Origin of the sequence: Saccharothrix saharensis (assembly GCF_006716745.1) — a bacterium.
In the GTDB taxonomy this organism is placed as follows: Bacteria; Actinomycetota; Actinomycetes; order Mycobacteriales; family Pseudonocardiaceae; genus Actinosynnema; species Actinosynnema saharense.
The window spans coordinates 3,922,700-3,935,110 of the sequence record NZ_VFPP01000001.1 but is presented as its reverse complement, the minus strand read 5'-3'; the positions used below and the strand labels follow the sequence as shown (position 1 = coordinate 3,935,110).

15 protein-coding genes are annotated in these 12,411 nt (G+C 72.3%); 8 read left to right on the top strand and 7 right to left on the bottom strand.

Going from position 1 to position 12,411, the window contains the following annotated elements; all coding sequences use genetic code 11:
- Positions 1 to 72 precede the first annotated feature (72 nt).
- On the bottom strand, positions 73 to 699 hold the full coding sequence (locus FHX81_RS16910) for an O-methyltransferase (protein ID WP_141979083.1): 627 nt from the start codon (positions 697 to 699) through the stop codon (positions 73 to 75).
- 216 nt (positions 700 to 915) lie between these two features.
- On the opposite strand from FHX81_RS16910, the gene sigE reads away from it, so the two are divergent.
- The 4 genes from sigE (at position 916) to FHX81_RS16890 (ending at position 4,153) form a co-directional block, all read left to right on the top strand.
- A complete protein-coding gene (gene sigE / locus FHX81_RS16905) occupies positions 916 to 1,488 on the top strand; it encodes an RNA polymerase sigma factor SigE (RefSeq protein ID WP_141979082.1) in 573 nt (190 codons plus the stop codon).
- A complete protein-coding gene (locus FHX81_RS16900; RefSeq protein WP_246107852.1) occupies positions 1,485 to 2,114 on the top strand; it encodes an anti-sigma factor family protein in 630 nt (209 codons plus the stop codon). Before sigE ends, FHX81_RS16900 begins: the two co-directional genes overlap by 4 nt.
- 81 nt (positions 2,115 to 2,195) lie before the next feature.
- The gene (locus FHX81_RS16895; RefSeq protein WP_141979081.1) at positions 2,196 to 3,722 is read left to right on the top strand and encodes a S1C family serine protease; all 1,527 of its coding nucleotides are present in this window, start codon (positions 2,196 to 2,198) and stop codon (positions 3,720 to 3,722) included.
- A gap of 50 nt (positions 3,723 to 3,772) precedes the next feature.
- Positions 3,773 to 4,153, top strand: a complete 381-nt coding sequence (locus FHX81_RS16890; protein ID WP_141979080.1) for a sec-independent translocase — start codon at positions 3,773 to 3,775, stop codon at positions 4,151 to 4,153.
- 120 nt (positions 4,154 to 4,273) lie between these two features.
- Here FHX81_RS16890 and FHX81_RS16885 read toward each other — a convergent pair whose 3' ends face one another.
- On the bottom strand, positions 4,274 to 5,443 hold the full coding sequence (locus FHX81_RS16885) for an Mrp/NBP35 family ATP-binding protein (RefSeq protein ID WP_141979079.1): 1,170 nt from the start codon (positions 5,441 to 5,443) through the stop codon (positions 4,274 to 4,276).
- A 97-nt stretch (positions 5,444 to 5,540) separates the two neighbouring features.
- Between FHX81_RS16885 and FHX81_RS16880 the strand changes: the two genes are divergently transcribed.
- Positions 5,541 to 6,005, top strand: coding sequence for a MarR family winged helix-turn-helix transcriptional regulator (locus FHX81_RS16880; protein WP_246107851.1), 465 nt, complete (start codon positions 5,541 to 5,543; stop codon positions 6,003 to 6,005).
- Between the two features lie 4 nt (positions 6,006 to 6,009).
- Here the strand turns inward: FHX81_RS16880 and FHX81_RS16875 are convergent, their stop codons facing one another.
- The 4 genes from FHX81_RS16875 to FHX81_RS16860 all read right to left on the bottom strand — a co-directional run bounded on the left by FHX81_RS16875 (position 6,010) and on the right by FHX81_RS16860 (position 9,000).
- On the bottom strand, positions 6,010 to 6,501 hold the full coding sequence (locus tag FHX81_RS16875) for a DUF1003 domain-containing protein (protein WP_141979077.1): 492 nt from the start codon (positions 6,499 to 6,501) through the stop codon (positions 6,010 to 6,012).
- Positions 6,494 to 7,747 carry a magnesium transporter MgtE N-terminal domain-containing protein gene (locus FHX81_RS16870; protein ID WP_141979076.1) on the bottom strand — a complete coding sequence of 418 codons (1,254 nt, stop codon included), beginning with the start codon at positions 7,745 to 7,747 and terminating at the stop codon, positions 6,494 to 6,496. Before FHX81_RS16870 ends, FHX81_RS16875 begins: the two co-directional genes overlap by 8 nt.
- A gap of 63 nt (positions 7,748 to 7,810) precedes the next feature.
- Positions 7,811 to 8,668, bottom strand: coding sequence for an aminoglycoside phosphotransferase family protein (locus tag FHX81_RS16865; RefSeq protein ID WP_141979075.1), 858 nt, complete (start codon positions 8,666 to 8,668; stop codon positions 7,811 to 7,813).
- Positions 8,665 to 9,000 carry a hypothetical protein gene (locus tag FHX81_RS16860; RefSeq protein ID WP_246107850.1) on the bottom strand — a complete coding sequence of 112 codons (336 nt, stop codon included), beginning with the start codon at positions 8,998 to 9,000 and terminating at the stop codon, positions 8,665 to 8,667. The genes FHX81_RS16865 and FHX81_RS16860 overlap by 4 nt, the downstream gene beginning before the upstream one ends.
- Before the next feature lie 114 nt (positions 9,001 to 9,114).
- Between FHX81_RS16860 and FHX81_RS16855 the strand changes: the two genes are divergently transcribed.
- Entirely contained in the window at positions 9,115 to 10,074 is a 960-nt protein-coding gene (locus tag FHX81_RS16855; protein ID WP_141979074.1) for an HpcH/HpaI aldolase/citrate lyase family protein, read from the top strand.
- 254 nt (positions 10,075 to 10,328) lie between these two features.
- Positions 10,329 to 10,490: a hypothetical protein gene (locus FHX81_RS40580; protein ID WP_170232076.1), complete on the top strand. Its 162-nt coding sequence runs from the start codon at positions 10,329 to 10,331 to the stop codon at positions 10,488 to 10,490.
- 1 nt (position 10,491) lies between these two features.
- Here the strand turns inward: FHX81_RS40580 and FHX81_RS16850 are convergent, their stop codons facing one another.
- Complete coding sequence (locus tag FHX81_RS16850; RefSeq protein ID WP_141979073.1) at positions 10,492 to 10,794, bottom strand: DUF4190 domain-containing protein; 303 nt, start codon at positions 10,792 to 10,794, stop codon at positions 10,492 to 10,494.
- Between the two features lie 144 nt (positions 10,795 to 10,938).
- Between FHX81_RS16850 and FHX81_RS16845 the strand changes: the two genes are divergently transcribed.
- On the top strand, positions 10,939 to 12,135 hold the full coding sequence (locus tag FHX81_RS16845) for an acyl-CoA dehydrogenase family protein (RefSeq protein WP_141979072.1): 1,197 nt from the start codon (positions 10,939 to 10,941) through the stop codon (positions 12,133 to 12,135).
- Positions 12,136 to 12,411 lie beyond the last annotated feature (276 nt).

Here is a 12,411-nt window from a genome sequence, read left to right as displayed (position 1 = left end):
GCCGAGGACCCCTGCGAAGCGAGCGCACCGCGGGCGTCGGCGTTCCGGGGATCGGCCGGACCTTCCCCGGGCTCAGCCGACCTTCGCGGCCACCAGCAGGCCGTCGCCCAGCGGCAGGATCACCGGCACCAGCCGGTCGTCCTCCCGGACCGCCCGCGCCACGTCCCGCATCGCCGTCGTGTCCGGGTCGCGGTGGGCCGGGTCGACCACCCGGCCGTGCCACAGCACGTTGTCGAACGCGATCACGCCACCCGGCCGCAACAGCCGCACGCCCTCCGCCAGGTACTTCGGGTACTCCGACTTCGCCGCGTCCACGAACACCAGGTCGTACGCGCCGTCGGTCAGCCTGGGCAGCACCTCCAGCGCCCGCCCCATGATCAACCGGGTCCGCGACACCGCGACCCCCGCTTCCGCGAACGCCACCCGCGCCGCCCGCTGGTGCTCCGGCGCGACGTCGATCGACGTCAGCACCCCGGCCGCGGGCATGCCGCCGAGCAGGTACAACGCGCCCACCCCGGCGCCGGTGCCGATCTCCACCACGGCCTTGGCCTGCAACGCGGCGGCCAGGAACCGCAACGCCGCCCCGCCGCCGGACCCGATCGGCACGCACCCCAACTCGGCGCCACGAGCCCTGGCGGCCGCGATCACGGCGTCCTCGGGCAGGTAGCGCTCCACGTACTCGCGCGTCGGCGCATCCACAGCACGAAGGCTAACGCCGCCGGCGGCGGTTCGGGTGGATCGGACGACAACCCGGATTCTCAGCCTGCTCTCAGCCGCCTCTCACGATGGTTATAAGGGAAGACGTCAGGCTGATCCCAACGCATGACGAGCAGGACCAACGGGAACACGTCAGGGGAGCCGAGCGTTGACCCGTGCAGCAGGGCAGCCAGCCCAGTGGAGGTGCTTAACCGCCCGATGCCAAAGCAGACCGCCGCACTGACGGCCCCCATCGACGACGTGGAGTGGATCCCGCCCACGTGGGACGAAGTCGTGCGCGAACACGCCGACCGGGTCTACCGGCTGGCCTACCGCCTCACCGGCAACCAGCACGACGCCGAGGACCTCACCCAGGAGACCTTCATCCGGGTGTTCCGGTCGCTGGCGTCGTACAAGCCCGGCACGTTCGAGGGCTGGCTGCACCGCATCACCACGAACCTGTTCCTCGACATGGCCCGCCGCCGCTCCCGCGTGCGCATGGAGGCCCTGCCCGAGGAGACCGACCGCATCCCGGGCGACGACCCCACGCCCGAGGAGATCTACGACGACACGCACCTCGACCCGGAGCTGCAGGCCGCCCTGGACGAGTTGCCGCCCGAGTTCCGCGCCGCCGTCGTGCTGTGCGACGTGGAAGGACTCTCCTACGAGGAGATCGGCGCCACCCTCGGCGTCAAACTCGGTACCGTGAGGAGCAGGATCCACCGGGGCCGCCAGGCCCTGCGGGTCGCACTGGAACGCCGTCGGGGTCTGGCTCAGGAGGACTCTGCATGACCGACCTGCGAGGTTGGCAACTGCCCGAGCAGCACCTGCTGCCCGACGCGGTCGTCGCCTTCGTCGACGGCGAGCTGTCCGCCTCGGCGCACACCAGGGCGGCCGCGCACCTCCAGCGCTGCCCGTTCTGCGCGGCCGAGGCGTACTCGCAGCAGCAGGCCCGTTCCGCGGTGCGCGCCGCCGACGCGCCGTGCGCCCCCGCGAGCCTGCTGGCCAGGCTGGGCGCGATCCCGCAGGAAGTGGAGCTGCCCAGCGCGCCGGACGGCCTCGCGGTCACCGAGGACGGTCAACTCGTCACGGTCCAGCGGCCCGACCGGGTCGCGTTCGGCAGCGGTCCCGTGCTGGGGGCCGGCCGCCCTTTCGGCACCAGCGGCGGTAGCCGCTTCGGCACCGGTCTCTTCGGGGGCAGACGCGCGCGCCAAGGCGCCGGCGTCGTCGTCTCCGGTCTCATGCTCGGCGCGCTCGCCCTGGTCGCACCGGGCAGCGAGGACACCTCGCCCGCGCCCGCGCAGGGCAACACCCCGCAGCTCTCGCCCGTGGTCGCGCCGTCCCTGGCCGACGACCGCGAGCCCGTCGGCGTGCTGCGCCCGGCGGCGGCCGCGAACACCGGCATGCTCGGCCGCTGACCAGCCCGCTGACGGCAACTTCACCGGTCACCGGGCACGATTGCCCCGCGACGACCATGGTGTGACGACGTGCGGGGAGCGATGAGCGAGCCAGAGCAGGGCAACGGGACCCCCAGGTCGGGCGTGGACGACGGGGCGCACCGCAGGCTCGCACCCCGCCCGCTGCACCGCCCGCCCGTGGACCCCGGCCAGCAGGCCGTGTTCGGCCGGCCGCAGGGCGTGCCCGGCGCGTTCTCGCCCGACCGCCCGAACCTCAACGGCCACGGCCCCGTGCAGCTCGCCCCGCCACCGCCCGAAGCGCTGTCCACGGCGTTCGGCCGGCCGCGCGGCGACGAGGGCACCCGCCTGCAGCGCCCGCCGGTCGACCTGAACGGCGAGCCCGAGGTGGAACCCGTCTTCTGGGAGGGCAAGCCCGCGGGCGACTCGTGGCGCGACCCGGGCGCGTCGGCCGTCATCGGCCCGCCCGCCGTCACCGAGCAGCCCGACCGGGGTCCCCAGCGCGAACCCGAGCCGGGACCGCAGCTCAGCGTGCCCGAACTGCTGTTCGGCCGGCGCGTGAAGCCCACGGCCCTGGTGCTGCTGATGGTGGCGGCGCTGCTGGTCGGCGCGGGCGGCGGGGTGGTCGGCTGGCTGCTGGGCCGGGTCGGCAACCCGCTCACCGACGGCGGTGTCACGCTCGCCGAGGTCAAGCCGGGTAAGGAACGGCCCGTCGGGTCGGTCGCCGAGATCGCCCAGCGGGTCACGCCCAGCGTCGTGTCGATCGAGTTCAAGGGCGCGAGCGTGGCCGGCGTCGGCTCCGGCGTGGTCATCGACGGCGAGGGCTACGTGCTCACCAACGACCACGTGGTCGCACCGGCGGTGCAGGACACGTCGGCGAAGCTGACCGTGGTGTTCACCGACGGCAAGCGGGCCGTGGCGCAGGTCGTCGGCCGCGACTCCAAGACGGACCTCGCGGTGATCAAGGTCGAGGTGGACAACCCGACCGTGCTGCGGTTCGGCGACTCCGACGGATTGGCCGTCGGCGACACCGTGCTGGCCATCGGCTCGCCGCTGTCGCTGTCGAACACCGTCACCGAGGGCATCGTCAGCGCCCTGCACCGGCCGGTCACGGCGGCGGGCGAGAACGGCGGCCCGCAGGTCACCTACGACGCCATCCAGACCGACGCGGCCATCAACCCGGGCAACTCCGGTGGCGCGCTGGTCGACTCGTCCGGGGCGCTGGTGGGCATCAACTCGTCGATCCGCACCGAGACCGGCGGCTCCGTCGGCCTCGGGTTCGCGATCAGCGGCAACTACGCGCGCAAGGTGTCGCAGGCGCTGATCCGCGACGGGCAGGTCAAGCACGCGGACATGAACGTCAACGTGCGGTCGGCGTCGGCGGAGACGGCGGAGGGCGCGCAGGTGCAGAACGTGCCCGAGGGCGGCGCGGCCGACGCGGCGGGCATCGAGGAGGGCGACGTGATCACCCGCGTCGGCGACCGGATGGTGCGCAACGCCGCGGAGCTGACCGTTGCGGTGAGGGACCACGAAATCGGCGAGACGGTGCCGGTCGTGCTGGCCAGGCAGGGTCGGGAGCTGACCGTGCAGGTGACCCTCAGGTCCGACTGACGGCTACGCTGGCGGTCACGGGCTTGGGTCGCGGAAGGTGGGGCACGCGGGTGTTCGACAGCATCGGGTGGCTTGAGATCCTCGTCATCGTCGTGGCGGGCCTGTTCATCCTCGGACCGGAACGGCTGCCCGACGCGGCCGCGTGGGTCGGCAAGACGGTCCGCCGCGTCCGCGAGTACGCGACCGGCGCGCGGGAGCAGTTGAAGCAGGAGATGGGGCCGGAGTTCGAGCAGCTGCGCAAGCCGCTCGAGGACCTGCGGGAACTGCGCAACTTCGACCCGAAGCGCGCCATCACCAAGCACCTGTGGGACGACGAGCCGACCGAGAAGCCGAACGGCCACCCGGCCGTCCCCCCGGCCCGCGACACGGCCACGTCCGAGCGCCCCCTGGAGCGGGGCGAACGGCCCCCGTTCGACCCCGACGCCACCTGACGGGCCCGGATTCGTCGGTCCCCGTCCGTAGAATGAAAGCAGGGGTCCCCTGGCGGGGACCCCTGCGTCGCGTTCCGGACAGCCGGCCGGGCGATGGCGGGCCGCGGTGGCCCCGGCTCGTCAGCGGCCGGCGGGGGAGACGTTCAGCAGGCGGCCGGCCAGCCCGCGCGAGCGGGTGGACAGCTTGCCCGCCGCGGTCGTCAGCACCTGGCCCGCGGTCGACTCCGGGTGCGCCAGCACGATCGGCGTGCCCGCGTCACCCTGCTCGCGCAGGCGCGGGTCGAGCGGCACCTGGCCCAGCAGCGGCACGTCGGCGCCCACGGCCTGGGTCAGCGAGTCGGCCACGGCCTGCCCGCCGCCCGCGCCGAACACGTCCATCCGCGAGCCGTCCGGCAGCTCCAGCCACGACATGTTCTCGATCACGCCCGCGATCCGCTGCCGCGTCTGCAATGCGATCGACCCGGCCCGTTCCGCCACCTCGGCCGCCGCCTGCTGCGGCGTCGTCACCACCAGGATCTCGGCGTTCGGCACGAGCTGCGCCACCGAGATCGCGATGTCGCCGGTGCCCGGCGGCAGGTCGAGCAGCAGCACGTCCAGGTCGCCCCAGAACACGTCGGCCAGGAACTGCTGCAACGCCCGGTGCAGCATCGGGCCGCGCCACACGACCGGGGTGTTGCCCGACGTGAACATGCCGATCGAGATCAGCTTCACGCCGTGCGACTGCGGCGGCATGATCATCTTCTCGACCTGGGTCGGCCGCGCGTCGGTGCCGAGCATGCGCGGGATCGAGTGGCCGTAGATGTCGGCGTCCACCACGCCCACCGACAGCCCGCGCGCGGCCATCGCCACGGCCAGGTTCACCGTCACCGACGACTTGCCGACACCGCCCTTGCCCGACGCCACGCAGTACACGCGGGTCAACGACCCCGGCTGCGCGAACGGGATCACCGGCTCCTCGACGCCGCCGCGCAGCGCCTTGCGCAGCTCGGTGCGCTGCGCGTCGCTCATCACGTCCAGCTCGACGCGGACGCCGGTCACGCCGTCGAGCGCGGACACCGCGGTCGTGACGTCGGCGGTGATCTTGTCGCGCAGCGGGCAGCCGGACACGGTGAGGTACACCGCCACGTCCACGACCCCGTCGTCACCGACCACGACGCCCTTGACCATGCCCAGGTCGGTGATCGGACGCCGGATCTCCGGGTCCTGCACACCGGCCAACGCCTTCTGCACGTCGTCAACGGAAGGAAGAGTCACGGGAACGCCTTCGCCAAGAGATGGTGGGACCGCCATGCTACGGCGGACCGTGCACCTCCAAGCTACCGGTCGGTCACCGGCGAAACGGGGGCAGCGCGCAGCGGGTTGCGTGCTTTCCGTAACATTGGTATCCGTGCCGGAAACCGGATCTGCCCGGGTGCCCACCCGTGCCGAGCTGGGGGTGTGGCGATCCTTCCTCCGGGCGCACGCGAGGCTCACACGGGTGCTGGAAGCCGAACTGATCGCCGAGCAACGCCTGTCGCTCGCGGCCTACGACGTCCTGGTCCAGCTCGCCGAGGCGCCGCAGTACCGCTTGCGGATGACCGAGCTGGCCGACGCGGTGCTGCTGTCCCGCTCCGGCGTGACCCGGCTCGTCGACCGCCTGGAACGCGCGGGCCTCGTGCTGCGGGAACGCGCCGACGGCGACGGCCGCGGCGTGGTGGCGGTGCTCACGTCGCAGGGCCTGGGCCGGCTGCGGGTGGCGTCGGGCACGCACCTCGCGGGCGTGGTGCGGCACTTCGCGGAGACGTTCGACCACGGCGAGCTGGAGGCGTTCGGCCGCACGTGCGACCGGCTCGGCGCGGCCGACGAGCCCTGAGCCGCTAGGGCGAGGACACGTCGTCCTTGACGGTCCGCTTCCGCTCCCGGAACACGCGTTCCAGCTCGCTGCGCAGGTAGTCGCGGGTCACCACCTCGCCCACGGCCAGCCGCAGCGCGGCCAGCTCCCGGGCCAGGTACTCGGTGTCGGCCTTGGTCTGCGCGGCCCGCGCCCGGTCCTCCTCCAGCGACACCCGGTCCCGGTCGTCCTGCCGGTTCTGGGCGAGCAGGATCAGCGGCGCGGCGTAGGCGGCCTGCGTGGAGAACGCCAGGTTGAGCAGGATGAACGGGTACGGGTCCCAGCGCAGCGACACCGCGACCAGGTTCAGCGTGATCCACACGATCACGATCAGGGTCTGCCAGAACAGGAACTTGCCGGTGCCCAGGAACCGGGCCAGGCGCTCGGAGAACCGGCCGAACGCCTCCGGGTCCAGCGACAGCCGGAACCGGCCCTCCGTGCGCGGCTGGTCGAGCCGTCGACGCGGCAGCTCAGGCATGGGTCAGCCCCGTTTCGCGCCAGTTGTCCGGCAGCAGGTGGTCCAGCACGTCGTCCACGGTGACCGCGCCGAGCAGGTGGTCGCTGTCGTCCACCACCGGTCCGCACACCAGGTTGTAGGTGGCGAAGTAGCGGGTCACGTCGCTCAGCGACGCCGACGGCGACAACGTCGCCAGGTCGGTGTCCAGCACGCCCGCGACCAGGTCGGACGGCGGTTCGCGCAGCAGCCGCTGGATGTGCACGCAGCCCAGGTAGCGGCCGGTGGGCGTGGCCGTCGGCGGGCGGCACACGAACACCATGCTGGCCAGCGCGGGCGTCAGGTCCGGGTTGCGCACGTGCGCCAGCGCCTCGGCCACGGTCGCGTCCGGCGCGAGCACCACCGGCTCCGGCGTCATCAACCCGCCCGCGGTGTCGAAGCTGTACTCCAGCAGCCGCTTCACCGGCTCGGACTCCTCCGGCTCCATCAGGCCCAGCAGCCGGTCCTGCTCGACCTTGGGCAGCTCGGAGAGCAGGTCGGCCGCGTCGTCGGGGTTCATGGCCTCCAGGATGTCCGCCGCGCGCTCGTCGTCCAGGTGCGCGAGCAGGTCCTTCTGGTCCTCCTCGGCCATCTCCTCGATGACGTCGGCGAGCCGTTCGTCGTCCAGCGCCTCGGCCACCTCGTAGCGGCGCTTGAACGGCAGGCTGTGCAGGGCCAGCGCGACGTCCGCGGCCCGCATCGTCTCGAAGATCGCCACCAGGTGCTGCGCGCCCTGCGGCTGGCCCGCCAGCTCGGTCACCGACAGCCCGGACAGCTCCTCCCACCGCAGCACCTGCACCGGGCCGCGCCGGGCCAGCCGCCCGGTGCGCTCCCGCACCGCGACCCGCGTCATCCGCCAGTCCCGGGTGCGGCTGGGCTCCATGGCCGCGTCCACCAGCACCGCCGCCGCGCCGGAGTCCAGCGTCACGCGCGCGTCGAGCAGCTCGCCGACGACCAGCACCTCGTTGGCGCGCTGGTGGAACTGGCGCAGGTTGACCGACCCGGTGGCGAGCGTCACGGCGTTCGGCTCGATCGAGGTGACCCGCAGCATCGGCACGAAGATGCGCCGCCGGGTCGCCAGCTCCAGCACCAGGCCCAGCACCCGCGGCGGCTGGCGGTCCACCCGCAGGCCGATGACCAGGTCGCGGACCTTGCCGATCGACTCGCCGTCCGGCCCGAACACGGGCAGCCCGGCGAGTTGGGCGGCGAAGACGCGGTTCACGGCGGCCACGTGATCAGGCTAGTCCGCCGGGTGCGCCGCCGCTGCGTTCCACTGTGGACCGCTGAGGTGCGGCTACGGGCGCAGCGCGCGGGCGATGGCCTCGACCGCGCCCGCCATCCCGGCCAACCCTTCGTCCAGGCACCACAGCCAGGTGTCGACGGCGCGGCAGAACGTCCAGGCGCGGGCCCGCTCGGCGTCCAGCTCGCCGATGTCGCACAGCGCGGCGAACCGGTCGCGCAGTCCCCGGTCGCCGTCCAGCTCGCCGAACCTGTTCCACAGCAACGGGATCACGCCGAACTCGCGGTCGCCGGCCAGCGGCTTCGGGTCGATCATCAGCCACGGCTCGCGGTCGCCGCGCAGCACGTTCTCGTAGTGCAGGTCCTGGTTGACGAGGGTGTCCCCGGCCGTCGCGGCGAGGTCGCGGCCCAGCTCGCCCGCCCGCTCGACCAGCGCGGCCGGCAGCGGGTCGCCCAGCTCGGCGTTCTCCGCGACCAGGTCGGGGAACTCGTGGCGGCGCATCCCCGGGCCGGCCGGGGCGCGCAGCCGGCGCAGCAGCCCGCCGGTGACCGCCAGCGCCTCCTCGATCGGCGCGTCGAGCAGCGACCGGGTGTGGTCGAGGCGTTCCAGGAGCAGCGCGCCGTCCTGGTCGTCGTGGTCGAGCAGCGCCACCACGCCCCGACCGTCCCACGCCTTGAGCGCCAGCGGCTCCTGGCGGGTCTCGTCGTCCAGCCAGGTGAGCTTGAGCACGGCCGGGTGGCCGTCGGCGCGGCGCACCGGGAGGACGACGGCGACGTTGCCGTGCAGCAGGTCGCCGTCGGGGGTGAGGCGCCAGCGGGCGCAGAACTTCGTGGCCAGCGCGGGCAGGGTCGCGCGCCACTCCAGCGCCTCCTCGCCGAGGATCGCGCCGAAGTCGTCCGGGACGGTGATCACGCGGGCTCCAGGCGGTAGACGTCGGCCCACTCCGGGCGGCCGTTCAGGCGTGCGGCCCGCAGCGCCTGCGCGGCGTCGTCGTCCAGGTCGGCGCGACGCGCGGTGGCCCGTGCGTCGACGAGGTGGGAGTGGGTGGTGGGGGAGCGGACGGTGACGGTGCACGTGACGCCGTCGGCCAGGCCCGGCACCTGCTGCTCCGTGCCGCCGACGGCCACCAGGACCGCCCCGTCGCGCCACAGCGCCCACACCAGCCGCGGCTCGTGGCCGTCCGGTCGGATCCACACCGCCGCCGCCTTGCGCAGCGCGTTGTCCAGCACCTGCTCGATCTCCACCGGTTCAGCCTGCCACGGGCCTGTGAATCGGGACTCACGAAATAGCGGGCGGCACACGTGCGTGCCACCCTTCGCACAACAGTAGTTACCGGCCGGTACGAGGAGGTACCCACAGTGGTCGACCAGCAGCGTCCCCGTCGCTCGTGTCTGGCCGTGCCCGGGTCGAGCCAGAAGATGATCGACAAGGCTCGCACGCTGCCCGCGGACCAGGTGTTCCTGGACCTGGAGGACGCGTGCGCGCCGCTGGCCAAGCCCGGGGCGCGCAAGACCATCGTGGCCTCGCTGAACGAGGGCGGCTGGGGCGAGCGCGCGCGGGTGGTCCGGGTGAACGACTGGACCACCGAGTGGACCTACCGCGACGTGACCGAGGTCGTCGAGGGCGCGGGCGCGAACCTGGACTGCATCATGCTGCCCAAGGTGCAGACCGCGGAGCAGGTGCACGCGCTGGACCTGCTGCTCACCCAGATCGAGAAGACCATGGGCTACGAGGTCGGGCGCATCGGCATCGAGGCGCAGATCGAGAACGCCCTGGGCCTGACCAACGTCAACGCGATCGCCACCGCGTCACCGCGGGTGGAGACGATCATCTTCGGGCCGGCCGACTTCATGGCGTCGATCAACATGAAGTCCCTGGTCGTCGGCGAGCAGCCGCCCGGCTACGACGTCGGCGACGCCTACCACTACATCCTGATGCAGATCCTGATGGCCGCGCGCGCACACGACAAGCAGGCCATCGACGGCCCGTACCTGCAGATCCGGGACGTCGAGGGCTTCAAGCGCGTGGCGGGCCGCTCGGCCGCGCTGGGCTTCGACGGCAAGTGGGTCCTGCACCCGGGCCAGATCGACGCGGCGAACGAGGTGTTCAGCCCCAAGCAGGACGACTACGACCACGCCGAGAACATCCTCGACGCGTACGACTACTTCACCTCCGAGAAGGGCGGCAAGCGCGGCGCGGTGATGCTCGGCGACGAGATGATCGACGAGGCCTCGCGCAAGATGGCCCTGGTGATCTCCTCCAAGGGCCGCGCCGCCGGCATGTCCCGCACGAACGTGTGGTCGCCGCCGGAGGACTGACTTCCCGGGGTTCCCGGTCGGCGCGTGGTCGTAGAGTGATCGCGTGGCCGACCGGGAGCTGAAGTCGATCCGGATCGAGGGGTACGCCTCGATCCGTTCGGCGCGGGTGGACCAGGCCTGCACCTCGATGCCTGGCTCAAGACGTTCGAAGAGTGACGAAACGTGCACTCGGTGCTGGTCACGGTGGTGAGCATGGCCACAGGTCGGGTCCTGGATTGGCGATCAAGGGTGCCGGCCTGTGCATGGTGGTCGGCGTGTCCCGACATCGCACCCCGCGCCGGCGGTTGTTCCAGCGCCGCCGCGACGACCTGATCGAGCGCAGCTTCCGGCCCTGCCCCGCCTGCTCGACCGACGTCCACGTGTTCGCCGACGTGTGCCGCCACTGCGGTGGCGAGCTGGAGTTGCGCGCCTCGTGAACTAGCGCGGCGTCGGCAGGTTCGCGGCCTCGCGGTACAGCCACACCACCAGCACGACCCACAGCACGATCGCCAGCAGCCACAGCACCGTCAGCACCGCGCCGACGATGAGCCCCGCGGTCGCCATGCCCCAGCCGTCCTCGCCGGTGCGCCGGATCTGCTTGCGCGCCACGATGCCGAGCACGATGCCCGCCGGGGAGAACAGGAACGCCGTGATCAGCGCGGCGATCGCCATCCCGTTGGTCTGCCGGGGCTGCGCCGGCGGGTAGTAGCCCGGGTGCTGGTAGGGCGGCGGTTGCGACATCGGGAGTCCCCCTGGTGATCGTGCGGGCGCACAGGCTAACCCGCTGTTTCGGTTCAGCGCGTGGCGATGAGCACTCTCGTGACGCGAACGCGCGTTAACCGCGCCATACTCGCCGGTAACCGGAGAGCTACGAAGGGAAACGCGATGGCGCGCCTGGCCCGGACCGCAGGACTGACCGACGTCCAGGAGGAGATCCTGTCGACGGTTCGCACCTTCGTGGACAAGGAGATCATCCCGCACGCCCAGGCGCTGGAGCACGGCGACACGTACCCCGCCGACATCGTCGAGGGCATGAAGGAGATGGGCCTGTTCGGGCTCACCATCCCGGAGGAGTTCGGCGGGCTCGGCGAGTCGCTGCTGACCTACGCGCTGGTGGTCGAGCAGATCGCCCGCGGGTGGATGTCGGTGTCCGGTGTCATCAACACCCACTTCATCGTGGCCCACATGCTCAAGCAGCACGGCACGCCCGAGCAGCGGCGGGAGTACCTGCCCCGGATGGCCACCGGCGAGGTGCGCGGGTCGTTCTCCATGTCCGAGCCGGAACTGGGTTCCGACGTGGCCGCGATCCGCACGCGGGCCGTGCGCGACGGCGACGACTTCGTGATCAACGGCCAGAAGATGTGGCTGACGAACGGCGGCACGTCCAACCTCACCGCCGTGCTGGTGAAGACCGACGAGGGCGCGGACAAGGCGCACCGGAACCTGACCACGTTCCTGGTGGAGAAACCCGAGGGCTACGGCGAGGTCGCGCCCGGCCTCACCATCCCCGGCAAGATCGACAAGATGGGTTACAAGGGCGTCGACACCACCGAGATGGTGTTCGACGGCTTCCGCGTCCCGGCCGGCCGGGTGCTGGGCGGCGAGACCGGTCACGGGTTCCGGCACATGATGGACGGCGTCGAGGTCGGCCGGGTGAACGTGGCGGCGCGCGCGTGCGGCATCGCGCTGCGGTCGTTCGAACTGGCCATCGAGTACGCGCAGCAGCGCAAGACGTTCGGCAAGCCGATCGCGGAGCACCAGGCCATCGCGTTCAAGCTGGCCGAGATGGCGACCAAGGTCGAGGCCGCCCACCTGATGATGGTCAACGCGGCCCGGCTGAAGGACTCCGGCGCGCGCAACGACGTCGAGGCGGGCATGGCCAAGCTCATCGCGTCGGAGTACTGCGCCGAGGTGACGCAGGAGGCGTTCCGCATCCACGGTGGTTACGGCTACTCCAAGGAGTACGAGATCGAGCGCCTGATGCGCGAGGCGCCGTTCCTGCTCATCGGCGAGGGCACCAGCGAGATCCAGAAGACCATCATCAGCCGTGGCCTGCTGCGCGACTACCAGTCCCGCGGCTGACCGCGGGCAGCGCCCGCCGGCCCGGCGATCGCCGGCCCGGCGGCCGGGCCGTCCCCGGGCACCGCGCTCCGCCGGTCCCCGCCGGGGCCGTCGTCGGCCATCGCACTGTCGGTCCCGGCCGGCAAAATAAGAACAGGGGTCCCTCTGCGGGGGACGCCCACCGGGTGCTGCGGGGGCGGGGCAGGTCACGTTTCGCGCCCGTTCCCGCCAACCCGTTTCGCGCCGGTCGCCCGGTGTTGGCAGGATGGGGTGATCAGCACCGCGAAGAGGTGGTCA

Coding starts and splice junctions, on each gene's coding strand:
- sigE (WP_141979082.1), top strand. CDS start 916: ATGCCAAAGCAGACCGCCGCACTGACGGCCCCCATCGACGACGTGGAG.
- FHX81_RS16900 (WP_246107852.1), top strand. CDS start 1,485: ATGACCGACCTGCGAGGTTGGCAACTGCCCGAGCAGCACCTGCTGCCC.
- FHX81_RS16895 (WP_141979081.1), top strand. CDS start 2,196: ATGAGCGAGCCAGAGCAGGGCAACGGGACCCCCAGGTCGGGCGTGGAC.
- FHX81_RS16885 (WP_141979079.1), bottom strand. CDS start 5,443: ATGGCGGTCCCACCATCTCTTGGCGAAGGCGTTCCCGTGACTCTTCCT.
- FHX81_RS16875 (WP_141979077.1), bottom strand. CDS start 6,501: ATGCCTGAGCTGCCGCGTCGACGGCTCGACCAGCCGCGCACGGAGGGC.
- FHX81_RS16850 (WP_141979073.1), bottom strand. CDS start 10,794: ATGTCGCAACCGCCGCCCTACCAGCACCCGGGCTACTACCCGCCGGCG.
- FHX81_RS16845 (WP_141979072.1), top strand. CDS start 10,939: ATGGCGCGCCTGGCCCGGACCGCAGGACTGACCGACGTCCAGGAGGAG.